At 70.1% G+C, this 24,164-nt stretch carries 21 protein-coding genes; 5 read left to right on the forward strand and 16 right to left on the reverse strand.

Going from position 1 to position 24,164, the window contains the following annotated elements:
* Positions 1-32 precede the first annotated feature (32 nt).
* Positions 33-1,406: a rhodanese-like domain-containing protein gene (locus ACFO6S_RS12465; RefSeq protein WP_378417361.1), complete on the reverse strand. Its 1,374-nt coding sequence runs from the start codon at positions 1,404-1,406 to the stop codon at positions 33-35.
* Positions 1,407-1,790: 384 nt separating this feature from the next.
* On the opposite strand from ACFO6S_RS12465, the gene ACFO6S_RS12470 reads away from it, so the two are divergent.
* Positions 1,791-2,306: an ester cyclase gene (locus ACFO6S_RS12470; RefSeq protein WP_378417363.1), complete on the forward strand. Its 516-nt coding sequence runs from the start codon at positions 1,791-1,793 to the stop codon at positions 2,304-2,306.
* 102 nt (positions 2,307-2,408) lie between these two features.
* Here the strand turns inward: ACFO6S_RS12470 and ACFO6S_RS12475 are convergent, their stop codons facing one another.
* Positions 2,409-3,365 (reverse strand): R2-like ligand-binding oxidase, encoded by a 957-nt coding sequence (locus ACFO6S_RS12475; protein WP_378417365.1) that lies wholly within the window; start codon positions 3,363-3,365, stop codon positions 2,409-2,411.
* Between the two features lie 133 nt (positions 3,366-3,498).
* On the opposite strand from ACFO6S_RS12475, the gene ACFO6S_RS12480 reads away from it, so the two are divergent.
* A complete protein-coding gene (locus ACFO6S_RS12480; protein ID WP_378417367.1) occupies positions 3,499-3,768 on the forward strand; it encodes a tyrosine-type recombinase/integrase in 270 nt (89 codons plus the stop codon).
* Positions 3,769-5,143: 1,375 nt separating this feature from the next.
* Here the strand turns inward: ACFO6S_RS12480 and ACFO6S_RS12485 are convergent.
* Entirely contained in the window at positions 5,144-6,070 is a 927-nt protein-coding gene (locus tag ACFO6S_RS12485; RefSeq protein ID WP_378417369.1) for a DUF6884 domain-containing protein, read from the reverse strand.
* Positions 6,071-6,386: 316 nt separating this feature from the next.
* Entirely contained in the window at positions 6,387-7,526 is a 1,140-nt protein-coding gene (locus ACFO6S_RS12490) for a M24 family metallopeptidase (protein ID WP_378417371.1), read from the reverse strand.
* A gap of 37 nt (positions 7,527-7,563) precedes the next feature.
* On the opposite strand from ACFO6S_RS12490, the gene ACFO6S_RS12495 reads away from it, so the two are divergent.
* Both ACFO6S_RS12495 and ACFO6S_RS12500 read left to right on the forward strand, forming a co-directional pair.
* Complete coding sequence (locus ACFO6S_RS12495) at positions 7,564-8,520, forward strand: 5'-3' exonuclease (RefSeq protein WP_378417372.1); 957 nt, start codon at positions 7,564-7,566, stop codon at positions 8,518-8,520.
* A gap of 3 nt (positions 8,521-8,523) precedes the next feature.
* Entirely contained in the window at positions 8,524-9,543 is a 1,020-nt protein-coding gene (locus tag ACFO6S_RS12500; RefSeq protein WP_378417374.1) for a hypothetical protein, read from the forward strand.
* Here the strand turns inward: ACFO6S_RS12500 and ACFO6S_RS12505 are convergent.
* The 7 genes from ACFO6S_RS12505 to pafA form a co-directional block, all read right to left on the reverse strand.
* Positions 9,533-10,162, reverse strand: a complete 630-nt coding sequence (locus tag ACFO6S_RS12505; protein WP_378417376.1) for a DUF4333 domain-containing protein — start codon at positions 10,160-10,162, stop codon at positions 9,533-9,535. The two genes, ACFO6S_RS12500 and ACFO6S_RS12505, sit on opposite strands and share 11 nt — an antisense overlap.
* 122 nt (positions 10,163-10,284) lie before the next feature.
* A complete protein-coding gene (locus ACFO6S_RS12510) occupies positions 10,285-12,999 on the reverse strand; it encodes a DEAD/DEAH box helicase (protein ID WP_378417378.1) in 2,715 nt (904 codons plus the stop codon).
* 70 nt (positions 13,000-13,069) lie between these two features.
* Positions 13,070-13,996, reverse strand: a complete 927-nt coding sequence (gene tatC / locus ACFO6S_RS12515) for a twin-arginine translocase subunit TatC (RefSeq protein ID WP_378417379.1) — start codon at positions 13,994-13,996, stop codon at positions 13,070-13,072.
* Between the two features lie 70 nt (positions 13,997-14,066).
* Positions 14,067-14,342: a Sec-independent protein translocase subunit TatA gene (gene tatA / locus ACFO6S_RS12520; RefSeq protein WP_378417381.1), complete on the reverse strand. Its 276-nt coding sequence runs from the start codon at positions 14,340-14,342 to the stop codon at positions 14,067-14,069.
* Between the two features lie 58 nt (positions 14,343-14,400).
* The gene (locus ACFO6S_RS12525) at positions 14,401-15,363 is read right to left on the reverse strand and encodes a helix-turn-helix transcriptional regulator (RefSeq protein WP_378417383.1); all 963 of its coding nucleotides are present in this window, start codon (positions 15,361-15,363) and stop codon (positions 14,401-14,403) included.
* Positions 15,360-16,352, reverse strand: a complete 993-nt coding sequence (locus ACFO6S_RS12530) for a helix-turn-helix transcriptional regulator (protein WP_378417385.1) — start codon at positions 16,350-16,352, stop codon at positions 15,360-15,362. Before ACFO6S_RS12530 ends, ACFO6S_RS12525 begins: the two co-directional genes overlap by 4 nt.
* Positions 16,353-16,378: 26 nt before the next feature.
* A complete protein-coding gene (gene pafA, locus ACFO6S_RS12535; protein WP_378417387.1) occupies positions 16,379-17,737 on the reverse strand; it encodes a Pup--protein ligase in 1,359 nt (452 codons plus the stop codon).
* 92 nt (positions 17,738-17,829) lie between these two features.
* Between pafA and ACFO6S_RS12540 the strand changes: the two genes are divergently transcribed.
* The gene (locus tag ACFO6S_RS12540) at positions 17,830-19,254 is read left to right on the forward strand and encodes a bifunctional phosphatase PAP2/diacylglycerol kinase family protein (protein ID WP_378417677.1); all 1,425 of its coding nucleotides are present in this window, start codon (positions 17,830-17,832) and stop codon (positions 19,252-19,254) included.
* A 46-nt stretch (positions 19,255-19,300) separates the two neighbouring features.
* Here ACFO6S_RS12540 and prcA read toward each other — a convergent pair whose 3' ends face one another.
* The 5 genes from prcA to ACFO6S_RS12565 all read right to left on the reverse strand — a co-directional run bounded on the left by prcA (position 19,301) and on the right by ACFO6S_RS12565 (position 23,593).
* Positions 19,301-20,095 (reverse strand): proteasome subunit alpha, encoded by a 795-nt coding sequence (gene prcA, locus ACFO6S_RS12545; protein WP_378417389.1) that lies wholly within the window; start codon positions 20,093-20,095, stop codon positions 19,301-19,303.
* Positions 20,092-20,976 carry a proteasome subunit beta gene (prcB, locus tag ACFO6S_RS12550; protein ID WP_378417391.1) on the reverse strand — a complete coding sequence of 295 codons (885 nt, stop codon included), beginning with the start codon at positions 20,974-20,976 and terminating at the stop codon, positions 20,092-20,094. Before prcB ends, prcA begins: the two co-directional genes overlap by 4 nt.
* Positions 20,973-21,167: a ubiquitin-like protein Pup gene (locus ACFO6S_RS12555; RefSeq protein WP_378417393.1), complete on the reverse strand. Its 195-nt coding sequence runs from the start codon at positions 21,165-21,167 to the stop codon at positions 20,973-20,975. The genes prcB and ACFO6S_RS12555 overlap by 4 nt, the downstream gene beginning before the upstream one ends.
* Positions 21,168-21,300: 133 nt before the next feature.
* Positions 21,301-22,800 (reverse strand): depupylase/deamidase Dop, encoded by a 1,500-nt coding sequence (dop, locus tag ACFO6S_RS12560; protein WP_378417395.1) that lies wholly within the window; start codon positions 22,798-22,800, stop codon positions 21,301-21,303.
* A gap of 175 nt (positions 22,801-22,975) precedes the next feature.
* Complete coding sequence (locus ACFO6S_RS12565) at positions 22,976-23,593, reverse strand: hypothetical protein (RefSeq protein WP_378417397.1); 618 nt, start codon at positions 23,591-23,593, stop codon at positions 22,976-22,978.
* Positions 23,594-24,164: the final 571 nt, after the last annotated feature.

The following is a 24,164-nucleotide window of genomic DNA, read 5'->3' on the forward strand; positions in this document are numbered from 1 at the left end:
TGTCGTGCGGCCGCTGGGGTCGATGCGGGCGGTCAGGTGGCGACGTGCGCGGCCCAGTCGTTGTAGCCGCCGACGAGGTCGCTGACCTGCCCGATGCCGTGGGCGCGCAGCAGTGACGCGGCGACGCTCGACCGCCACCCCCCGGCACAGTGGACGACGATCGGGCGGTCAATGGGGAGCTCCCCGAGTCGGGCGCGCAGCTGCGCCAACGGAATCGGCACGGCGCTCGGGATGAAACCGAATTCGCGCTCGGCGGGGTTACGGATGTCGACGAGGGTGACGGCGTCCGCCGCGAGCAATCGCTCGAGGTCCGCGACCGTGGAGCGCGGTGCCGTCTGCACGAGATCGGCCAGCTCGGCGGGGAAGGCGACGCCCGCGACGGTGAGGTAGCCGGCCGAGTGGTCGGAACCGACCCGGGCCAGACGCAGGGCCGCGTCCTGTTCCTGCCCGGGGTAGGTGATCAGCACGATCCTCTCGCCGATGTCGGCGACCATGCCGCCGGTTTCGGCGAAGCGGCCATCGAACCCGACGTTGACCGACCCCCTCAGGTGCCCGGCAGCGAAGTCGTCAGGGGTGCGGGCGTCGAGAACCCGGGTGCCGGATGCGAGTTCGTGGCGCAGCTGCGCCGCGCTCATCGCCGGAATGCGACGGCGCTGGTCGAGCAGCGGTCGGGTGCTCTTGTTCAGGGCGGCGTCCGTGGAGAAGTAGGCGGGCACCGCCGGCTGACCGTCGGTGATCAGGGCGACGAACGCGTCCTCGCTCATCGGTTGCACGGACGGGTTGGTGCGGCGCTGCTCACCGATCGTCGACGTCAGCTCCTTCGACAGGTTCTTCCCGCAGGACGAGCCGGCGCCGTGCGCGGGCATCACGGTGACCGGGTCAGGCAACCGGAGCAGGGTGTCGTGGATGGTGCGGTACATGGCTCGCGCGAGGTCGGTGTTGCTGCCGGCGCCCAGGTTGGCCAGGTCGGGGCGGCCGACATCGCCGATGAACAGCGAGTCCCCGGTCAGAACCGCCGACGGGTCCGCCTCCGGGCGCCTGCGCACCAGCAGGCTGATCGATTCCCAGGTGTGCCCGGGGGTGGACAGCACCTGGAGCTCGACCTCGCCCAGGCTGAGGCGCTCGCCATCGAGGAGGCGGCGAATCGGATACTCGGTCTCGGCCGCCTCCCCGAACCCGATCCACGCGCCGGTCACGTCGAGCAGTTCGAGGTGCCCGGAGACGAAGTCCGCGTGGAAATGGGTGTTGATCACGCCCTCGATGGTCAACCCGTACCGACGCGCGTCCTCCAGGTACTCGGTGATGTCGCGCCGCGGATCGACCACGACCGCTCGACCCGTGCCCTCGTCGCCGATCAGGTACGACGCGTGGGACAGGCACTCGATGTAGTACTGCTCGAGAATCATCCGGCAACCTCCGTTCGGGATCTCTCGACACCGAGGGTGCCAGATACCCCGAGGGGTATTCAAGTACCCCAGGGGGTATGTGACGAATACGACGGACAGCGATGGCCGCGGCGAACGCCAACGGAACCGGGGTGGGCAGGTCGCGCCGCCAGCCACCACCTCCCACTCGTCACCGCCACCTGTCGCGGCAATTCACAAGAGATGACTTCGGGCGACCGCGTGTCGACAAGCCCTCGGCTCTCGTCTCCGCCGACGTTGGCACCGCACCCGGGCGTCGTTGTCGAGTTGTCGACTGCTCGTTCGCGCGACGTTAGCCTTGACAGGAGAAATCCCGTGCGACGCTCGCCAACATGCCGAGCGTCAACATGCAGGGAGGGAGCAGAGATGCCCGATCACAGTCCCACCACACCGCCGAGCGACGTCTCCAACACGCAACTCGTCCAGTGGGCTTTCGACCGCATCAACGCCCACGACGTCGACAGCCTGCGCAACTTCTGGACCGCCGACTCCACCGTGCACCTCCCAACCGGGACATGTCGCGGGAGCGCCCAGATCGCCGCCTATTTCAACCAGGTCTTCGCCGCCGTCGCCGACTTCTCCTTCGAGATCGTCTCGATCGCTGAGTCCGGCAACGATGTCCTGGTCCACTGGCGCCTGACCGGACGGCACGTCGGCACCTTCGTCGGCATCGCCGCCACCGGGCGGCAAATCGAACTCGAGGGATTCGACCACTTCGTCATTCGGGACGGGAAGGTCGCCACCAACACCGTGCGCTACGACCAAATGGAGTTCGCCCGCCAGATCAAGCTCCTACCGGCCGACGGATCGGTTGCAGACCGCGCGATGAAGGCCGCCTTCAACGCCAAAACGCGTCTAGTTGGCATCACTCGCCGTCGCTAGCTCGCGACGACAGGTGACAACCGGCGCACGCTCTCGGCGTGCGGCAGACGATCGTTCGCAGACAGTGCACCTCGCGTCGCGAATCGACGTCGGACGCCTGGGCTACTCCCCGATGTCGGCGAGCGCCGCGTCGTCCTCCTGACCGAACTGGTCCTCGAGCACCTCGGGCGAGTAGTCGAGGTCGATCTCCTCGACCGGCCGGCCCCGGGCCGACTCGATGGCCCCGAGCCGCCGCTGCGCCCGGTCGGCGGCGTAGGTCAGGTACTCCCCCGGGTCCAGCCCGAACGGCTGCTCCTCGAACTGGTCGTTGACCCAGCCGATCATGCCCAGCGCGAGCGGCATCAGCTCGGCCATCCGCTGCTGCACGACGTCCCAGTTCGCGTCGTCCGCGGCCACGTGCCGACGGCAGGTGAACGTCCCCCACGCCATGTGCCGACGCTCGTCGCTCGCGATCCGGCGGATCAGTTCCTGCATGCCCGGCAGGATGTCCCACTCGGCGCACACCTGCTGCCAGGCGTGGTACCCGGTGAGCGCGAGGCTGCCCTCGATCACGTGGTTGTACGTGACGCTGGCCCGGACCTGGTTGGCCGGGCTCGGGTCGGTCTCGAGGATCCGCAGCGAATTCGGCAGCTCCTCGTAGAACAGCGTTCGGTAGAACGGGTTGTCCGCGACGAAGGGGTGCAGGTCCGAGGTCAGCCCGACCGCGTCCATCCAGAGCCGGAACACCTGGGTGTGCTTGGCCTCCTCGAAGCAGAACTGCGTCAGGTACAGCTCGTCACCGAGCCTGCCCTCCAGCGCCATCGCCCGCATGAACGGCTGGATGTCCTGGGTGACCGCCTCCTCGCCGGCGATGAACTGCGCGCACAGGAAGGTGGCGCTGCGCCGTTGCTCGCTGGTCAACCCGGCCCAGTCCTGCGCGTCCCGGGTGAAGTCGATGGTCACCGGGTCCCAGAACAGCGAGTTCCCCTTCGTGAACAGACGCAGCGGAAACGACTCCCAGTTCAGCCCGCCCGCCCTGAGCGTGCCGAATCCCTGCCTGGTCAGCGGTGCAGCGGTCATGGCCACGCTCCTGTGTCTCCGAGCCCCGGCGGACGCGAGTGCCCTGGATCACACCAATGGTGGCACCCACGCGAGTGCTGTCAAGGATTCGCGGCACGTGTCGGGCGCTGGCCGCCGAGCACCGTCGGACCGTGTGGCCGCAGACTCGTCGACTCGCAGCGGGTTCGTCGGCGCTGACGGTGACCGCATCACGGGGCACACGATCCAGTGCCGCGTCGAACGCGCCTACCGGCGGGCGGGGATCAACGGACAGCGCGCGAGGGGTTCGCTGGTGCACCAGCTGCGGCACACCTTCGCGACGTCGTTCGCGGATGCGGACGTGAACGTGAACGTCTACACGCTGATGCGGCTGCTCGGGCACGAGTCGATGACGACGACGCAGCGGTACACGACCGGCGCCTGATCAGCAACGACCGCCTCAAGTTGCGCTGGAGGTAGTTGAGCGCCTCCTGCTGGGGCACCGTGTTGGCTGGGCGTGCGTAGCCGATAGATCCCATGTGTACTCCTCGTGTCGATGATGGTTGCTGTGTTGACCTGTTCCATCGTGCGGAGCGCCGGTTGGTCTTGCGGCACAGCGGGTTTGGGTGGATCGCCGACCGTGCAGGTCCTGCCTGCGTAACGCCGGGTGGTGGCCCGCGGACAGCGGGCCCGGCCTGGCCTGGCCCAAAGGCCTCAGGCCCCGTATTCACGGGTGTTCGACGTCAACGCCATCGACCTGGAGTGGCGGCACTGAACCTTCCGCTGCCGTACCTCGGGGGCCTAACCTGGTCAGACGGTCGGGGAGGCCCGGAGGTGGATGTTTGATGTGGACACCGGAGACGATTGAGCAGATGCACTCCACATGGATGTGGCAGCTGCCCATCCCGGAGGCCTGGAAGATCACGCTGTGGTCCATCATCCCGTGTGACCTCGGCGGACACTGCCCCTGAGCGGAGGTGAGTTGATATGGGTGCAACAGCTTGGGCTTTTTGGGGGCCAATCGCACCTCTCATGTACGTGCTCTCCCTACTCGGCGTGCCGGTCAACTGAAACAGAATCGGTGCCCCGGCTGCAACGACGTCATCACCGGCAGCGACTGGGACTGCCGTTCCCGATGGAATGGCGGATCATGCTGTGGTCGATCGTCGGATGCGACTTCGGCGGACACTGCCTCTAACCGCGAAAGGCGTTGAGACATGTTCCAACTATGGTGGTGGACAAAGAACTTGCCCCCCGAACTGATCCGCGCGCTAGGGGCAGTGACCCCGTGTGAATGGTGGGGATGGGGCCACTGCCCCTGATCGAAGGACAGGCGAATCGAATGGACTTCACAGACCTCTGGTGGACGCTGTGGTTCCTGCCTGAACCGGCTCGAATCTGGCTCATGCGCAACCGCCCGTGTGAGCTGGGCGGCTACTGCTACCACTGAGAAGGTGAACGAAATGGACAACGGATTTTTTGGGCCCGGAGGCGTAGTCATTTTGAATGCCATCGCATGGTGGCTTTACCTGACGCCCTGGTGACGCCCCGGCATCGGCGACACCTTCTGGTTCCTGCCGATTCCGTAACACCGAAGTAGGCGGACCGGCCCGGCGGGCGGACACTGCCCCTGAGGAGGTAAACGAAATGGACACCTGGACCTTTTGGTACGGCCCCATCGGCTACGTCATCGACGTCGCGCTCGCCTGGTGGAACACGACATTCTGATCTGACCAATGACGGACCGGCGAAATTGGGATCTGGCCCGCCGCCGCGCGCTCAGCTGTTGGTAACCAACCGCGCCCGGCACCGCGATGCCGTCACGCGATGTCCTCGAGCGGTTCACCACGGGCGATGCGCGCCAGCCGGTTCTGCTGGTCGCCGATCCCGCGGGTGCCGACCAACGGGGTGAGCGCCCGCGGCCACACCAGCTTCACCAGTTCGGAGTAGGCGCGGCCGGCCAGGACGATGACGTTCGGACGGTCGAGCAGCCGCTGCTTGGAGGCCTGGGCCCGCACCTTCGCCGCGGTAATGGAGCGGGGCTGGCCGAGGCGCAGGTCGTAGGGCTCGACGACCCGGTCAAGGCTGAGCAGTCCCCACCGAGCCGAGATGATGCGGATGGCGGCCGGGTCGTCACCGGTCAGCGTGGTCGCGGCCTGCAGGGCCAGGCGGCTGTACGTCCCGGTGTAGAGCTGGCCGGCGGGCATGGCCGTGGGAGCCTTCGGGGCGCCGCACCGGACGATCACGAGCGGCCGTGGATCCGGCGCGGGGCGGGTCTCTGCGATGTCGGCTTCCCCGGCGGTGGTGGTGGTGGTGGTCGGTTCCTGCGCGGACGGCGACGGGCCCGGGCCGTTCTGGCTCGGACCGGCGGCGGGGCCCGCGCCCGGCAGGCCTGCCGTGTCGCCGGCAGGGGCGTCAGCCGGCTCGGTCGGGGCCGGAGTGCGGCCGGCGGCTTCGTCGATCACCGACTTGACGATCTCCTGCACTGCCTTGCCGTCGGGCTGTTCACCGTTCTCTGCGACGGCGATGACCCGGTCCTCGATCTGGGCGAGCATCGCGACGTCGTCGACACCGTTCTCGCAGGCCGCGCGCAAGGCCCTCTCCGCGACGTCGAGTTCGGTGGCGTCGACACCGGCGCGGGGGGAAACCTCGTGGAGGAACAGCGCGGTGCGGGCCATGCGGTAGATGTGGGCGCGGCCGTACGGCTTGCCGGTGCGTGGGTTGGTCAGGCCGGCATTGGTGAACACCCTTCCTTCCTGCACATCCAGCAGGGCACACAATGCATCACCACGGTCCACTCCCCAAACAAACTCAACTCATATGAGGCGACCCCGCCGAGCACTCAGGAGGCCTGCGCCACGTAGTTGCAGCGGGCGCTCCGACGGAGGCTCGGGCGCTCGCAGCCACGACTCGACAGCCGCACCCGGACCGGCTCGAACAGCTCAAGGCGTTGAGCGGGTGCCTCACCGGCACGGCCGCACCGCCGACGCCGGCACCCACTGAACCATCTCAGAAGGCCTCGACCATTGCCTGTCTCGATCGAGAACTGAGCCCAGTCGGGCGCTACCCGCCGAGCACCGTCAGCCCGTGCGGCCGCAGGTTCATCGACTCGCAGCCGTCGGCGGTTACCACCACGATGTCCTCGATCCGGGCGCCCCACCGGCCGCGGAAGTAGATGCCCGGTTCGATGCTGAACGCCATGCCCTCGGCGAGCTCGATCCTGTTGCCCGCCACGATGTACGGCTCCTCGTGCACGGACAGCCCGATGCCGTGCCCGGTGCGGTGCAGGAACGCCTCGGCCAGCCCCTCGGCGGCGAGCACGTCGCGGGCTGCGGCGTCGACCGACTCGGCGGTGACCCCCGGCCGGACGGCGTCGACGGCGGCCCGCTGGGCCCGCTCGAGCACCGCGAACTGCTCGGCGACCTCCGCGCTCGGCTCGCCCAGGCTGTAGGTGCGGGTGCAGTCGGAGTTGTAGCCGGGCTCGACCGGGCCACCGATGTCGATCACCACGATGTCGCCGGCCTCGAGCACCCGGTCGGAGACCTCGTGGTGCGGGTCGGCGCCGTGCGGGCCCGACCCGACGATGATGAACTCGGCGCCGGTGTGGCCCTCCTCGACGATCGCGGCCCCGATGTCCGCGGCCACCTGTGCCTCGGTGCGCCCGGGTCGCAGCCACTGCCCCATCCGCGCGTGCACCCGGTCGATGGCGGCGCCCGCACGGCGCAGCGCCTCGATCTCGGCCTCGTCCTTGAGCATTCGCAGCTCGCGCAGCACCCCGGTGGCCAGCACCGGCGGTGCGCCGAGGGCCGCGGTCAGCGGGATCACGTGCAGGGCCGGCATCGCCTCCGCGACCGCGGTACGGCTCGGCGTCGGCAGCAGCGACCCGACCAGGGCGTACGGGTCCACGCCGTCCACCCAGTCCAGGACGGGCAGGCCGAGTTCGGCGGCCGCCGAGTCGCCGAGCGCCGCCAGCTCCAGGCGCGGCACCACCACCGACGCGGCACCGCCGTCGGCGGGGACGACCAGGCAGGTGAGCCGCTCGAACGAGTCGGCGCGCGAGCCCAGCAGGTACCGCAGGTCCGGTCCGGGGGTGATGAGCAGCGCGTCGAGTCCGGCGGCCGCGGTGAGCTCGGCGGCGCGGCGCAGGCGCTCGCCGTAGACCGCGGTCGGGAAACGTCCTGTCGAGGAGGTCTGTGCACTCATGACACTGAGGCTAACGATGTTTGGCAGGATGAGCGGCATGACTGGCCCCCTGCTCATCCTCGACGGCGCAAGCCTGTGGTTCCGCGCGTATTACGCACTGCCCGAGTCGTTCACGTCGAAGGACGGCCGGCCGGTCAACGCGGTGCGAGGATTCACCGACATGGTCGCCTCGCTGATCACCCGGCACCAGCCGTCGCGGCTGGCGGTCTGCCTCGACCTCGACTGGCGCCCGCAGTTCCGGGTGGACGCGGTGCCGTCGTACAAGGCGCACCGGGTGGCCGCCGAGCACGAGCAGGGCCCCGACGTCGAGGAGGTGCCCGACACGCTGACCCCGCAGGTCCCGATGATCCTCGACGTGCTGGCGGCGGCGGGGATCGCCACCGCGGGCGCGCCCGGCTGCGAGGCCGACGACGTGCTCGGCACGCTCGCCGCCCGCGAACGCGAGGACACCGTGGTGGTGGTGAGCGGGGACCGGGACCTGCTGCAGGTGGTCTCCGACGACCCGGTGCCGGTGCGGGTGCTCTACGTGGGCCGCGGACTGGCCAAGGCGGAGCTGTTCGGCCCCGCCGAGGTCGCCGAGAAGTACGGCGTCCCGGCCGACCGCCCCGGGCCCGGCTACGCCGAACTGGCACTGCTGCGCGGCGACCCGTCCGACGGCCTGCCCGGTGTCAAGGGTGTCGGCGAGAAGACCGCGTCCGCGCTGATGCTCGAGTACGGCTCCGTTGCGGCGCTGCGGGATGCGGTGGCAGACCCGAGCTCCGGACTGGCCAAGGGAATTCGCGCAAAGCTGACGGCGGCGGCGGACTACCTCGACTCCGCGCTGCCCGTGGTCCAGGTGCTCACCGACGCCGACGTGACCCTCTCGCGCTCAGACGTGCTGCCAGGCGCCCCCGTGGACCCGGACCGCCTGGCCGCCCTGGCGGCCGACCTCGCGATCGAGACGTCGGTCGGCCGGCTGGTCAAGGCGATGGCGGCGCCGCGCGACACGGTCTGACCCGTGGATCCGGTCTCGCTCCTGCTCGGCTCGCCCCGGGGCCGGTACCTGTGCGCGAACATCGGCTACGCGTGCGGTGACGGCACGCCGTATCCCAGCGCGCTGCAACAGTCGGCCGCCGAGGTGCTCGATGTCCTCTCGGGCGTCGACGTCGACGCGATCGCCCGGTTGTCGGAAATCGAACTGCTCGACGCCCTTTCCCTCGCGGTCGACCTCGCCCGCTACTGGCAGCCGCCGGACGAGGAGGATCTGATGTTCGCGCGCCCGGACGTCGTCGCCGCCCTCCGGCCGATCGCCCGAGCCGCCCTGGCCGCACCGCAGGCCCGATGGTGGGCCGAGCCCGTCGACCTCGACAACCAGTGCGTGGTCGCGAAGTTCGACCGGCGCCCGTCCGGGACGCAGTTGCCCCGAGTACCGCACGACGTCGACCTGGGCCGGTGGCGCGAGGACTCGCTGTCGAACGAACGCCGATTCCGGGAGTACCTCGCTGCCGACCCGACGCGGGACATCAGCGGCGAATGGTGGTCCACCCCGGTGTTCAGCGGGGCGGTGGACACGAGTCGGCCGCGGCAGCGGCTGGGCGCACTGGAGTTGATACTCGAGGAGGACGACTCGGGCGCCGAGTACGCCCGCGTCTGGCCGGTGCGCGTCCACGGCGCACCGCGGATCTACGAGATCACCGGTCCCGCGGACTGGGCACACCTCGTCGAGACCTACCCGCTGCCGCTGCCGGCCTCACGTCGCTCCGTCTGGTTCGCCACCACCGGCGAACACCACGACTGGTTGATCCCAGACTGGGCCGCGGTGGCCGCAGACTACGACGCCGTGCACCTGACGATTCACGGCTACCTCGCCACGGCCGGGATCGCGATCCCCATCGCCGCCCACGCGGGCGCCACCGTGCTCGCCGGGTGGAACCCCGATGCCACCTGCTGGCTGCGGGGCGAATTCTTCACCGTCGACGACGATCCCACCGACTGGCAGTGGACAGCCGACGGGAAGTGGACGCCGGTCAGGGGGTAGTCGGGCGGCCGACCTCGTAGGTGCCGACGCCGTCGGTGAACGTGACGGTGACCTGCTGCGGCTCACCCTTGACCGTGAGCGTGCAGACGAAGTTGGCGCCCTTCACGACCTTCTGCCCTGACGGGCAGGAGACGTCGGCGACCTCGACGGCGCCGTACGAGTCGGCCAGCACCTGGGCGACGCCCTGCTGGGCTGCCTGCTGGTCGAGAGTGGTGCCGCGGGTGCTCAGCACGGCGGCCACGATGCCGCCTGCCGCCAGGAGGGCGACGACCCCGATCGCCACCCACTTCGGCGTCGCGGACCGCGGCGGGGGCGGCACTGCCGGGTACGGGGGCTGGAACTGGCCCTGGTACGGACCCGGCGGAGGAAACGGGCCCGGGAACTGCTGCTGGGGGTACTGGGGCTGCGGGTACTGGGGCTGCGGGTACTGCGCACCGGGGAACTGCGGCGGCGGAAACTGCTGGCCCGGCAAGGGCTGGCCCGGCAAGGGCTGGCCCGGATACTGCGGCGGCGGAAACTGCGCGGGCTGCACGGGCACCGGCTGCGGTTGCGGCTGGTCGGGGCGCTGCGCCCACTGCTGATCGTCCTCGGTACTACCGCCCTCGAACTGACCGGTCATCGTGCCTCCACTCGGGCTGCGCCCGTCGTCACTGCTCCCCCGCCACACCGCACCGGGCCCATTTCCCTTCAGGCGCCCGGCATTTCGTCGGGCGTCCGAATCCAATCACACATCGCCGTCGCTCAGGCCGCGTCGACCGCGACGACACCACGCCTGATCGTGGTGACCGCCTTCGAGGCGGCCGCGCGCACCTCCCGGTCGGGGGCGGTCGAGTACACCTGGTCGAGCAGGTCGATCACCTGGCGGCACCACCGCACGAAGTCGCCGGCCGACAGCGCCTGGCCCCGGTTGCCTGCGGCCACCAGCGCGTCGACGAGCGGTTCGGCGCTGGCCCACTTGTAGACGGCGGTCGCGAAGCCGAAGTCCGGCTCCCGGGTCAGCGGCAACTTGTGCCGGACCTCGTCGGCCCGCAGCGCCGACCACAGCCCCATGGTCTCGCCGAGCGCGTGCCGGACCGCTCCGGTCGGTCCGCGGTCGCCGGTCTCGCCGTCCTGGCGGGACTCGTAGACCATCGTCGAGACCACCGCCGCCAGCTCGGCGGGGCCGAGCCCCTTCCACACCCCGTGCCGCAGGCACTCGGCCACCAGCAGGTCGCTCTCGGAGTAGATCCGGCTCAGCCGCTGCCCGTCCTCGGTGATGCCGTGCGGGCCCACGTCGGGGCCGCCCAGCTCGGCTGCCTCGATGTACCCCCGCTCGCCGAGCAGGTGCACGATCCGGTCGAACGTGCGGGCCAGCGAGTTCGTGGTGGCCGCGACCTTCTGCCGCAGCGTCTCGGTCTCCCGGGCCAGCTTGTTGTACCGCTCGCCGACCCGGTCGAGCTGGTCGCGGTCCGCGGCGGTGTGACACGGGTGCGACCGCATCGACCGCTGCAGGGTCGCCAGTTCGGGGTCGCTGGACGCGGGAGACTTCCGTTTGCCGCGCCGTCCTGGGACCGCGATCTGGGTGCTGCGCAGCGCGGCGGCGAGGTCGCGACGGCTGCGGGCGGTGTGGTGGTCGACGAACTTCGGCAGTCGCATGGTGCCCAGAGCCTTCGCCGGGGACGGGAAGTCCGCCGCCGACACCCGTCCGGCCCACTTGTCCACGGTCAGGATCAGCGGCCGCGGGTCGGTGGGATCGGTGTCCGGCTCGAGCACGACGGCCATCCCCGCCCGCTTGCCGACGGGGATCGCGATGACGTCGCCGCGCCGCAGCGCCACCAGCGATGCCACCGCGTCCTTGCGCCGGTCCGTGCGGCCCTGACGCTCGAGCTCACGTTCCCGGGCCCGCACCCGTTCGCGGAGCCGCGCGTACTCGAAGTACTCGCCGTCCACGCCGCCGAGCTTCTCCGCGAGCGGGACCAGGGCGGCCTCGTTGCGTTCGATGGTGCGGACCAGCCCGACCACCGAGCGGTCCGCCTGGTACTGGGCGAAGGACCGTTCGAGCAGCGAGCGGGATTCCTTCGCACCCATCTGGTCGATCAGGTTGATCGACATGTTGTAGGACGGGCGGAACGAGCTGCGCAGCGGGAACGTCCGGGTGGAGGCCAGGCCCGCCACCTCGGTGGCCTCGATGCCGGGCTGCCAGAGCACCACCGCGTGGCCCTCGACGTCGATGCCGCGGCGGCCGGCGCGGCCGGTGAGCTGGGTGTACTCCCCCGGGGTCAGTTCGGCGTGGGTCTCGCCGTTGTACTTGACCAGCCGCTCGAGCACCACGGTGCGGGCAGGCATGTTGATGCCCAGGGCCAGGGTCTCGGTGGCGAACACCGCCCGCACCAGGCCCTTGACGAACAGTTCCTCGACCGCGTGCCGGAACGCAGGCAGCATGCCCGCGTGGTGGCCCGCGATGCCGCGCTCGACGCCCTCTCGCCACTCCCAGTAGCCGAGGACCGCGAGGTCGGACTTCGGCAGTTCACCGGTGTGCCGCTCGACGATCTCGGCGATCTCCGCGGCCTGCTCCTCGGTGGTCAGCCGCAGCCGCGAGCGCAGGCACTGCGCCACCGCGGCATCGCAGCCAGCGCGGCTGAAGATGAAGGTGATGGCGGGCAGCAGCCCGTCGTCGTCGAGCCGGGCGATCACGTCCGGCCGGGACGGCGGACGGTAGTTGGTCCGGCCCCCGCGGCCCCCGCGACCGCGGGGTTCCCAGGACTCGGCCCGCGCCAGCTCCTCGTGCTGCTTGAGGTGACGGACGAGGGAGCGGTCCACCACCAGCCGCGCGGCGGGGTCCCGCGCCTGCGCCTTGGTGTCGAACAGGTCGAACATCCGCCGGCCGACCATGATGTGCTGCCAGAGCGGGATCGGCCGCACCTCGTCGACGATCACCGCGGTGTCGCCGCGAACGGTCTCCATCCAGGAGCCGAACTCCTCGGCGTTGCTCACCGTCGCGGACAGGCTCACCAGCCGCACGTCCTCGGACAGGTGCAGGATCACCTCCTCCCACACCGCCCCGCGGAACCGGTCGGCGAGGAAGTGCACCTCGTCCATCACCACGTGCGAGAGGCCGCGCAGCGTCGGGGAGTTCGCGTACAGCATGTTGCGCAGCACCTCGGTGGTCATCACCACCACCGGCGCATCGGAGTTGATGCTCGAGTCGCCGGTGAGCAGACCGACCGAGGCCTTGCCGTAGCGATCGACCAGGTCCGCGTACTTCTGGTTGCTCAGCGCCTTGATCGGCGTCGTGTAGAAACACTTGCGACTCGCGGCGAGCGCCAGGTGGACGGCGAACTCGCCGACGACCGTCTTGCCCGCGCCGGTCGGGGCACACACCAGCACGCCGTGCCCGGCCTCCAGCGCCCGGCAGGCCTGGGCCTGGAACGGGTCCAGGGAGAAGTTCAACTGCGCCGCGAAGGCCTCGAGTTCCACCCCGCCAGGCTGTCACATGTCGGCCGCGGAGACCGCAACCGACATGTGACAGACGCCCGGCACGATCCCCCTAGAGGGTGTCGGAGAAGTCCTTGACCGGGGACGGCGTGTCCACCGACGAGGTCTCGCCGATCGAGGAGGCCTCCTCGTCGTCGAGGTCGCCCCAACCGTCGGCGGCCTGACGCTTCGCCTTGTGCTTGTCGTGCAGGCGCGCGATCTGCACCGCGAGCTCGAACAGGATGGTCAGTGCGAACGCCAGCGCCAGCATCGAGAACGGATCCTGGCCGGGTGTCGCGATCGCGGCGAAGACGAACAACGCCATGATCAGGCCGCGCCGCCACGCCTTGAGCCGTTCGTAGGTGAGCACACCGACGGCGTTGAGCGCGACGATCAGCAGCGGGATCTCGAAGCTGACGCCGAAGATGATCAGCAGGTTGACCACGAAGCCGAAGTACTCGGAACCGTTGAGCGCGGTCACCTGGACGTCGCCACCGATGGTGAGCAGGAAGTGCAGCGCCTTCGCCACCACCACGTACGCGAGGACCGCGCCGGCGACGAACAGTGCGGCGCCACCCGCGACGAAACCGATCGCGTAGCGGCGTTCCTTGGAGTACAGCCCGGGCGTGATGAACGACCAGATCTGGTAGAGCCAGACCGGGCAGGCCAACACGATGCCGGCGGTGAACGCCACCTTGAACCGGAGCATGAACTGGTCGAACGGCCCGGTTGCGAGCAGTCGACAGCCACCGTCCTCGGTGAGCGCGGCACGGCTCTCGGAGGGCAGCGAACAGTACGGCCCCCGCAGCAGCTCACCCAGGCTCTCGATGCCGAGAATCTGGTGCGAGTACCAGAAGAAGCCGAACGCGGTGGTGATCAGGATCGCGAGGATCGAGAACAGCAGCCTGGTCCGCAGCTCGTACAGGTGGTCGATCAGCGACATGCTGCCGTCGGGGTTGACCCTGCGCTTGCTGCGCTTCGGGTCGAATGGGATGCGCAACGTTGGCCCTAGCTCTGGTCAGCAGTCGGCCCGGGGCGCCGATCACGCCCCGGGACCGTCGGAATCGGGACTAGGAAGCCCGGGGATCGATCTGCGCGGCGGGCGTCGCCTGGTCGACCACCGCTGCCGCTGCGGGCAGCTGGGCGGGGGGCGCGACGGGCGCAGCGGGGGCGGTGGGTGCAGCGGCCGCCGGGGCGCCGTCGTTCTGCATCTCCTTGACCTCGCTCTTGAAGATCCGCAGCGACCGGCCGAGGCCGCGGGCCGCGTCCGGAAGCTTCTTCGAGCCGAACAGGATGACGACGACTAGCGCCACAATGGCCCAGTGCCAGGGGCTCATGGCTCCCATTTTTACCTCCAGGTATCAGTTGTGTTTGATGCTACCGGACCAGTGGCCCGTATTTCGGTCATCGGTGATCGGCGGCCTGAGCATAGGCGGCCAGCGCGGCCGCCGCGCGAACACGGACCGATTCGGACAATTCGGCGGGCCCCAGCACCCGGACCCCGGGCCCGAACCCGGCCATCAACCGTGCCATCCAGTCCAGCGATCCGTACCGCATCGAGGCCTCGATCGAACCGTCGTCGGCCACCATGACCTCGGTCATCGGGTAGTAGTCCATCACCCACGCGTGGTCGGCCGCGATGGCCAGCCGTGCCTGCGGCAGCGCCTCGTCGTCGTGGAACAGGTCGGTGGCGTGCGCGTCGTCCAGCGCCGCCTGCGGCGGCCGGGCGGGCTCGTCCAGCTCGGTGGCCGCGTCGATCCGGTCGAATCGGAACATCCGCACCCCGTCCGCCTGCCGGCACCAGGCCTGCAGGTAGCTGTGGTTGTCCATCAGCACGATCCGGACCGGGTCGACCACCCGCCGGGTCACCGCGTCCCTGGACGCGGAGAAGTACGTCAGGTCCAGCGCGTGGCCTCGCCCGACCGCGGAGCGGACGGTGGCCGCGACCGGGTCCTCGTCGCCCGCCGGCGGCGCTGCGTGCGTGCCCCCGGCCGCGGATCCCGCCGCGGACTCGATCTTGGCGATCGCGCTCTGCACGGCCGTCGGGTCCGCCGTGCCGGGCATCTCCACCAGCGACCGCAGCGCGACCAGCAGCGCCGTCGCCTCCGTGGAGGTCAGCCGCAGCGGCCGGTCGATGCCCGCGGAGAAGGTGACCTGGATGCTCTCCTCGGAGAAGGACAGGTCGATCAGGTCGCCGGGCCCGTACCCGGGCAGCCCGCACATCCACAGCTGGTTCAGGTCGTTCATCAGCACCGTGGTGCTCACGCCGAGCTCGGCCGCGGCCTCGGCGGCACTGATCCCCGGGTTCGCGGCGAAGTACGGGACCATGTTCAGCAGCCGGGACAGCCGGGTGGACAGCTGACTCATCGGATCTCCCCGCTTCCCGCGGCGGCCCGCAGCTTGTCCATCACGTCCTCGCGCAGGTCCGGCGGCCCCAGCACCAACGCGTCCTCCCCGTACCCGGCGATCAGCCGGGACACCCAGTCCCAGGACCGCACCGGCACCTCGAGCACCGTGCCGGACCAGTCGCCGACCGTGCGGGTGTCCACCGCCCGGCCCAGCCGACGCAGCTCCTGGGCCCGTCCGTCACGCACCGCCACCGTCGCGGTGCCGGTCACGCCCCGGGCGCCGACGACCCGGCCGACCATCTCCCGCAGGTCGACGCCCGCCGGCTTGTGCACCGCGTTGTGCGGGCCGAACGCGACGACGTCGTCGCCGATCCGGGAGAGCCGGAAGGTGCGGGTCGCGCCCCGGTCGACGTCATGCCCGATCAGGTACCACCGGCCGTCGTGGGTCACCACTCCCCACGGCTCGACGGTGCGGGTCCGGAACGGTTCGTTGCGGGCCGGACGGTGCTCGAACCGGACGGCGCGGCCGGCGTCGACGGCGGCCAGCAACTTCTCGAGCGCGGGCTCGGAGCCGCGGGTACGGGCCGGCAACGCGGTGACCACCGGTCCGGGCGACTCCTGGTCGACGACGACGCCCGCGGCCCGCAGCTTCATCAGCGCGTTCTGCGCGGCGGAGACCAGTTCCGGGGACTCCCACAGCTGCACCGCGATCGCGACGGACGCGGCCTCCTCGCTGGTGAGGTCGATCTCGGGCAGCTCGTAGGCGTCCCGGTTGATCCGGTAGCCCTCCACGGTGCCGAAGCGCGAGGCCTGGCCGGTCTCGAGCGGCACACCGAGGTCGCGCAACTCGTTCTTGTCGCGCTCGAACATCCTGCTGAACGCGTCGTAGTTCGATTCCTCGTCGTACCCGGCCACGAGCTGCCGGATCTTCTCGGCCGTCAGGAACTGCCGTGTCGCGAGCAGGCAGATGACCAGATTCATCAACCGCTCGACTTTGCTGATCGCCACGGGTCAGCAGCCTAGCGACTCGAACGTCACATGGAGGCGATCAGACGCTCGACGCGTTCGTCGACCGACCGGAAGGGGTCCTTGCACAGCACGGTGCGCTGCGCCTGGTCGTTGAGCTTGAGGTGCACCCAGTCGACGGTGAAGTCCCGGCCAGCGTCCTGGGCTGCGGAGATGAACTCGCCCCGAAGCTTGGCGCGGGTGGTCTGCGGCGGGGTGTTGACCGCCTCGTCGATCTGCTCGTCCTCGGTGACCCGCTTCGCGAGGCCCTTGCGCTGGAGCAGGTCGAAGACGCCGCGGCCGCGTTTGATGTCGTGGTACGTCAGGTCCAGCTGGGCGATCTTCGGGTCCGCGAGGTCCAGGCTGTACTTGTCCTGGTACCGCTGGAACAGCTTGCGCTTGATCACCCAGTCGATCTCGGTGTCCACCTTCGCGAAGTCCTGCGCCTCGACGGCGTCGAGGGTGCGGCCCCACAGGTCCACCACCTGCTCGACGTGCGGGTCCGGCTCGCGGTTGCGCAGGTGCTCGACCGCCCGCGAGTGGTACTCCCGCTGGATCTCGAGCGCGGTGGCCTGCCGACCACCGGCCAGCCGCACCGGGTGGCTGCCCGTCATGTCGTGGCTGACCTCGCGGATCGCCCGGATCGGGTTGTCGAGCGAGAAGTCGCGGAACGAGACGCCCGCCTCGATCATCTCCAGCACCAGCGCCGCCGAGCCGACCTTGAGCATGGTGGTGGTCTCGGACATGTTCGAGTCGCCGACGATCACGTGCAGGCGGCGGTACTTCTCGGCGTCTGCGTGCGGCTCGTCGCGGGTGTTGATGATCGGCCGGGACCGGGTGGTCGCCGAGGAGACGCCCTCCCAGATGTGCTCCGCGCGCTGGGACAGGCAGAAGGTGGCGGACTTCGGGGTCTGCAGCACCTTGCCCGCACCGCAGATCAGCTGCCGGGTCACCAGGAACGGCAGCAGCACGTCCGAGATCCGGGAGAACTCCCCCGCCCGGACCACCAGGAAGTTCTCGTGGCAGCCGTAGGAGTTGCCCGCGGAGTCCGTGTTGTTCTTGAACAGGTAGATGTCGCCGCCGATGCCCTCCTCGGCGAGACGCTCCTCCGCGTCGATCAGCAGGTCCTCGAGCACCCGCTCACCGGCGCGGTCGTGGGTCACCAACTGCGCCAGGTTGTCGCACTCGGCGGTCGCGTACTCGGGATGCGAGCCCACGTCGAGGTACAGGCGTGCACCGTTGCGGAGGAACACGTTGGAGCTGCGGCCCCAGGACACCACCCGACGGAACAGGTAGCGAGCCACCTCGTCCGGGCTCAGCCTCCTGTGACCATGGAAGGTGCAGGTGACACCGAACTCGGTCTCTATGCCCATAATTCGTCGCTGCACACTTCGAGAGTACAACGCGCACAGCCTCGTTGGCCGGTTCCGCGCGTACGAGCACGGTTCCGCGCCCCGCGGTGGCCTAGCCTGGACCCGTGATGAACCCGGTGCAGAGCGTCGTTGAGTCGAGGACGTGGACGGACTCCGGGCTACGTGTGGCCAGCCGGGCCGCCGACCACGGCCTGTTGTGGTTCGCGGTCGGGACCGCCGCATTCGCCGTCGGTGGCCGCACCCGGCGCGCGGGCGTACGCGGTGTGCTGGCCCTCGCCGGCGCCAGTGCACTGACCAACGCGGTGCTCAAACCGGTGTTCCCGCGGCGCCGACCACCGCCGGAGCACGTCGCGCCGGGACGGCGGCCTCGGCGGACGCCCACCTCGTCGTCGTTCCCGTCCGGACACGCCGCCTCGGCCGCAGCCTTCGTCACCGGGGTCGCCCTGGAGTCACCGGCAGCCGCGGCGCTCCTCGCGCCGGTCGGCGCCGCGGTCGCCTACTCGCGGGTCCACATCGGGGTGCACTGGCCCACGGACGTGCTGGCCGGCGCCGCGATCGGGGCGGCGGTCGCGGTTGGAACCCGGCGCTGGTGGGCGGTCCGCGCGGACGAACCCGCGACCCTCGGCGGCGTCGTGTCCGCCCCCGCCCTGCCCGACGGTAGCGGACTGTTGATCCTGGTCAACCCCGGTTCGGGCGACGCCGACGAGGACCCGAGCGACCGGTTGCGACGTCTGTTCCCGGCCGCCACCCTCCTGCGCGCCGACCCGGACGGCGACGTCGGTGCCCAACTCGAGGCCGCAGTCGAACGCTCGGCGCCCCGCGCGCTCGGGGTGTGCGGCGGCGACGGCACCGTCGTGACGGCGGTGGGCGTCGCGCTCTGTCACGACCTCGCTCTGGCGGTCTTCCCCGGCGGCACGCTCAACCACTTCGCCCGCGACGTCGGCGTCGAAGACCTCGAGTCCACCCGCGACGCGGTGACGGCGGGCACCGCGGTGCGGGTGGACGTTGGCGAGGTGCGGCGGGACGGAAACCCGGCGACGATCTTCGTCAACACGGCGAGCCTGGGCGGGTATCCCGACGCGGTCCGGCTCCGGGAGCGCTGGGAACCGCGACTGGGCAAGTGGCCTGCGGCCGCCGCGGCGATGGGCCGGGTACTGGCCAGGGCCCGCCCGATCGCCGCGGAGGTGGACGGCACGCCGACGTCGATCTGGATGCTGTTCGTGGGCAACGGCCGGTACGCGCCGTCCGACCAGGTCCCGCTGTCCCGACCGGACCTGAACGAGGGCACGCTCGACGTCCGGTACCTGCGGGCGGACCGACGCCACTCGCGCGCCCGGCTGCTGTGGGCGACTCTCACCGGCACCCTGTCGGCCTCGCCGACGTACGCACACACGGACGCCACGGCCGTGACGGTGCGGCTGCGGAGCGAACCGGTGTCACTGGCAACCGACGGCGAGGTGATCGGCCGCGGCCGCGAGTTCCGGTTCACGAGCCGGCCCGCGGCGCTGCGGCTCTACCGGCGCCGCGCCTGAGGGCGACCGCCCGGGGCGAACCCACGGGCGGTCGCCGTCGTACAGGTCAGGCTCCGTCGGCCTTCTTGTCGGCCGCACCGGTCGCGGCGGACGGGTCCGAGTCCGACTCGGCATCCGGCGTCGCCGCAGCGGGCAGCAGACCGTCGAGGGCGGCACCGGTGATCCGCTTGAACGCACGCCGCGGCCTGGTCTGGTCCAGCACCGCCACCTCGAGCGACTCCGCACCGATGACCCGCGGCTCCGCGTCGCCGCTGCCGGGCACGATCGACCCCTTCCGCAGCGCGGTCACCGCCACCTCCACCGCCGCGGCCAGGTCGAGGTCGGGCCGGTAGGAGTCCTTGAGCGCGGCCGTGATCGGCTCCGTCGCGCCGCCCATCACCACGAAACGCTGTTCGTCGACGATGGAGCCGTCGTAGGTGATGCGGTACAGCTGCGCACGGCTGCCCTGGTCCGCGCCGCCGACCTCGGCGACACACAGCTCCACCTCGTAGGGCTTCGGCTGCTCGGTGAAGATGGTGCCGAGGGTCTGGGCGTACGCGTTGGCCAGCGACCGACCGGTCACGTCGCGGCGGTCGTAGGAGTACCCGCGCATGTCCGCGTGCATGATTCCGGCCCGCCGCAGGTTCTCGAACTCGTTGTACTTGCCGACGGCGGCGAAGCCGAGGCGGTCGTAGAGTTCGCTCACCTTGTGCAACGCCTTCGACGGATTCTCCGCGACGAACAGCACGCCGTCGGCGAAGGTGAGCACCACCACGCTGCGGCCACGGGCGATTCCCTTGCGCGCCAGCTCCGAGCGATCCCGCATGATCTGCTCGGCGGAGGCGTAGTACGGCATCGTCACTGCGAGTCACCACCTTCCAGGGTCCGCACGGCGATGACGGCGCGCGCCAGTTCCGAGATCCGGTCCGCGGCCACCTCGACGGCACCGGCGTCGGTGATCACCACGGCGGTCGGGTAGATGCCCCGGACCATGTCCGGTCCGCCGGTCGCGGAGTCGTCGTCCGCGGCGTCGTAGAGCGCGGCGATCGCCGCGCTCAGGGCCTCGTCCTCCGTGCCCTGCGGGTCGTACGTCTTCTTCAATGCCGACTTCGCGAACAACGACCCGGAACCGACCGCGTGGTACCCGGCGCGTTCCTCGTAGCGTCCGCCGACCACGTCGTAGGAGACGATCCGGCCGGCCCTGGACGGGTCCGCCGCGTCGAGGTCGTAGCCGACCAGCAGCGGCACCACCGCCAGCCCCTGCATGGCCGCGCCCAGGTTGCCGCGGACCATCGAGGACAGCCGGTTGGCCTTGCCGTCGAAGGTCAACGGCACCCCTTCGATCTTCTCGTAGTGCTCGAGCTCGACCGCGAACAGCCGAACGAGCTCGATCGCCACTCCCGCCGTGCCGGCGATGCCGGCCGCGGAGTAGTCGTCGGTGACGTACACCTTCTCCACGTCACGGCTGGCGATCATGTTGCCCATGGTGGCGCGGCGGTCACCGGCGAGCAGCACGCCGCCGGCGAAGGAGACCGCCACGATCGTGGTGCCGTGCGGCGCGAGGTCCGCGGCGTTCATCGACTCACCCCCGGTCCGGAGCGAGCGACCGACGTCGAACCGGTTCTCCGGCAACAGGTCCGGCGCATGCAGGCGCAGATGTTCGGAGAACGAGGACAGCTGCGTGCCGTACCGCAGCCGCTCGTCCCCGAGTGCGGGGCGCGACGCCGGGTGATCCGCCGTCACTGCCCGCCCTTTTGCACGTACGCGCGCACGAAGTCCTCGGCGTTCTCCTCGAGCACGTCGTCGATCTCGTCGAGCAGGTCGTCGGTGTCCTCGGCCAGCTTCTCGCGACGTTCCTGACCCGCGGCGCCCTCGCCGACGGGGCCGTCGTCTTCGTCGCCACCGCCACTGCGTTTGGTCTGCTCCTGCGCCATAGCCGTCGACCTCCTCGGTATTCATCAGGCGTACCCACGCCGGACGTCGTGTGACCCCAGTGTGCGCCTCTGCTCGGACTTTCACCCTACCGAGCGACACCGACAGAATGCGGGTACCCGGCCGTGTCGTGGTTCAGGTGGTGAGCTGGTCCACCAGGTCCGCGGCGGACTCGGCGGCGTCGAGCAGCGCGCCGACATGAGCCTTGCTGCCCCGCAGCGGCTCCATGGTGGGAATTCGCACCAGCGACTCACGGCCAAGGTCGAAGATCACCGAGTCCCAGCTGGCCGCCGCGATGTCCGCCCCGAACCGGCGCAGGCACTCGCCACGGAAGTAGGCGCGGGTGTCGGTCGGCGGGTTGTGGACCGCGTCGAGCACCTGCTGCTCAGTGACCAGCCGCTCGATCGAGCCGCGCGCGACCATCCTGTTGTAGAGCCCCTTGTCGAGCCGGACGTCGGAGTACTGCAGGTCGATCAGGTGCAGCTTGGGCGCGGCCCAACCGAGGCCGTCGCGCTGCCGGGCACCCTCGAGCAGGCGCAGCTTCGCGGGCCAGTCGAGCAGGTGGGCGCACTCCATCGGGTCGCGTTCGAGCAGGTCCAGGACCATCGCCCACTTGTCGAGCAGGTCGGCCACCCGCGGGTCGTCGTCGCCCCGCCGGTCCGCGAACTCGGCCACCCGCTCGTGGTAGATCCGTTGCAGGGCAAGACCGGTCAGCTCCCGGCCGTCGGCCATCGCGACCGCCTGCCGCAGCGTGGGGTCGTGACTGATCTGGTGCACCGCCGTCACCGGCCGGGCCAGCTCCAGATCCGACAGGTCGACGCCGGCCTCGATCAGGTCCAGCACCAGCGCGGTGGTGCCCACCTTGAGGTAGGTCGACATCTCCGCCAGGTTGGCGTCGCCGATGATCACGTGCAGGCGGCGGTACTTGTCGGCATCGGCGTGCGGCTCGTCGCGGGTGTTGATGATGCCGCGCTTGAGGGTGGTCTCCAGCCCCACCTCGACCTCGATGTAGTCGGCGCGCTGGGAGAGCTGGAAGCCGGCGGTGTCGCCGGACTGGCCGATCCCGACCCGCCCGGACCCGCAGATCACCTGACGCGAGGCGAAGAACGGCATCAGCCCCGCGACCACCGCCGAGAACGGCGTGTCCCGCGACATCAGGTAGTTCTCGTGGGTGCCGTACGAGGCGCCCTTGCCGTCGACGTTGTTCTTGTACAGCTGCAGCCGCGGCACGCCGGGCACGCTCGCCACGTGCCGGGCGGCGGCCTCCATCACCCGCTCCCCCGCCTTGTCCCAGATCACCGCGTCGAGCGGGTCGGCCACCTCGGGCGCGGAGTACTCGGGATGCGCGTGGTCGACGTACAGCCGCGCGCCGTTCGTGAGGATCATGTTCGCGGCGCCCACCTCGTCCGCGTCGATCACCGGCGCCGGCCCGTTGAACCGACCGAGGTCGAATCCACGAGCGTCCCGCAACGGCGATTCCACCTCGTAGTCCCACCGGGTCCGCTTGGCCCGCGGGACGCCCGCCGCGGCTGCGTAGGCCAGAACTGCCTGCGTCGAGGTGAGGATTGGATTCGCTGCCGGCTCCGTCGGGGAGGAAATCCCGTACTCGACCTCGATACCGATGATGCGCTGCATGCCCACGAGCCTAGATCGTCGAGGCGACCGGCCCGTGAGCTATTCCCTTTGCCCCGCCGCCGCGCCGCGGCCCGAAGGGTTGCCTGCCGGCCGCGATCCGGGATCGACGAGGCGAGACGGAAACCGTCGGCGGCCGACAGCGATCGCTGCCGGCCGCCGACGGGCATTCGGTCACTCAGGGAGCGATGAAACCGCCGAACCCGGGCAGGGCGGGATGCCCGACAACGGACACGGTGAACACCACCGGCCCCGTTCCCGTGCGGGCGGTGACACGATCCGGGGGCCCACCCATGAGGCCGTTGCACGCCTGCACGTCCACCGATCCCGCATTGCCCGTGGCGACGTTGGTGTAGCCGATCCTGACCAGCTGGAAGCCGAAACCACTCGAGGAGCAGACCGAGCCCTCGAGTGGCGCCGAGAACACCGTTTCTCCGGGAACGCCCGAGGCCTCGGCGTTCACAGTTCCGTTGTAGGGAAACGGAACGACGAGTCCGCTCACCGCAATCCCGTTCGCGGGAATCTGCAACACCGTGATCGCATCCGGCCCGACGGGCTCTCCGAACGAACCACCCACCGACCCCGCCAGCGAACCGGACACCGAACCGTCCGCGGAGCCGGCGGCTGCGGCAATCGGCGACACCGCAGTCGCCTCGGTGGCACCGGCTTCCCCTGGCGCGGCCAAGGGGGCAGGGAGGGCCGGATCTGCGATGTTTACGGGCGCGGCCGATGCCGAAGCCACGGTGCCGAGGGCGATGGTTGCGCCGGCCAACGCGACGATGAGTGAACGCTTCAAGATTGTCCTCTGCGATAGTGCTGTTTCGACGCCGAGCGACGTCCCAGTGATCACACCGCACTCCGCTGCGTTTGTCCCCGGTGAGAGTTACCGGGATCTGGCGGGTTTGTCCCCGGTGGTCGTTGCTGATTCGTCGCGTCGCGTCGGCGGATACCTCGGCTCAATCTGGATGTGAGTCGCGCTGTGATCAGGTCGAAGAGACGACAGGTTGACTTGGCCGGGCTCGGCATTCGGTCCATTGACCGACCGTGGGACGACCGCGCCGACCATGCAGGCTCGGTCGCGGCCACCCCCTGCGGTGACAGGCCGCGCGGACGAACGGATCAGGATCCGCCGTTGAGTGAGCTGACGGTCTCAACCCGCGTGTGCCCCGTCAGCTGCCAGTCGTTTGCCGGCGGAACCCCGGTTAACGTCTCCTACCAGGGCTTGTGTCCGATTTCGCGGCGCAGGCCGCGACGCCCGCCCCCGCCCGTCGCGGCCTGTTCTAGATCGCTCGGCGGGCGCCCGAGCCTTCGGCTCAAACGCCGATAAGCTGCGTTATGACATTATTGACAGGAAGTTGACGCCGAAA

This window comes from Rhodococcus kronopolitis, assembly GCF_042654025.1.
Taxonomy (GTDB): domain Bacteria; phylum Actinomycetota; class Actinomycetes; order Mycobacteriales; family Mycobacteriaceae; genus Rhodococcus_G; species Rhodococcus_G kronopolitis.

Bases quoted from the DNA above. Each gene is read 5' to 3' on its own strand.
- ACFO6S_RS12465 (WP_378417361.1), bottom strand. From the start codon at position 1,406: ATGATTCTCGAGCAGTACTACATCGAGTGCCTGTCCCACGCGTCGTAC.
- ACFO6S_RS12470 (WP_378417363.1), top strand. From the start codon at position 1,791: ATGCCCGATCACAGTCCCACCACACCGCCGAGCGACGTCTCCAACACG.
- ACFO6S_RS12475 (WP_378417365.1), bottom strand. From the start codon at position 3,365: ATGACCGCTGCACCGCTGACCAGGCAGGGATTCGGCACGCTCAGGGCG.
- ACFO6S_RS12490 (WP_378417371.1), bottom strand. From the start codon at position 7,526: ATGAGTGCACAGACCTCCTCGACAGGACGTTTCCCGACCGCGGTCTAC.
- ACFO6S_RS12495 (WP_378417372.1), top strand. From the start codon at position 7,564: ATGACTGGCCCCCTGCTCATCCTCGACGGCGCAAGCCTGTGGTTCCGC.
- ACFO6S_RS12505 (WP_378417376.1), bottom strand. From the start codon at position 10,162: ATGACCGGTCAGTTCGAGGGCGGTAGTACCGAGGACGATCAGCAGTGG.
- tatA (WP_378417381.1), bottom strand. From the start codon at position 14,342: ATGGGAGCCATGAGCCCCTGGCACTGGGCCATTGTGGCGCTAGTCGTC.
- ACFO6S_RS12525 (WP_378417383.1), bottom strand. From the start codon at position 15,363: ATGAGTCAGCTGTCCACCCGGCTGTCCCGGCTGCTGAACATGGTCCCG.
- ACFO6S_RS12540 (WP_378417677.1), top strand. From the start codon at position 17,830: ATGAACCCGGTGCAGAGCGTCGTTGAGTCGAGGACGTGGACGGACTCC.
- ACFO6S_RS12555 (WP_378417393.1), bottom strand. From the start codon at position 21,167: ATGGCGCAGGAGCAGACCAAACGCAGTGGCGGTGGCGACGAAGACGAC.
- dop (WP_378417395.1), bottom strand. From the start codon at position 22,800: ATGCAGCGCATCATCGGTATCGAGGTCGAGTACGGGATTTCCTCCCCG.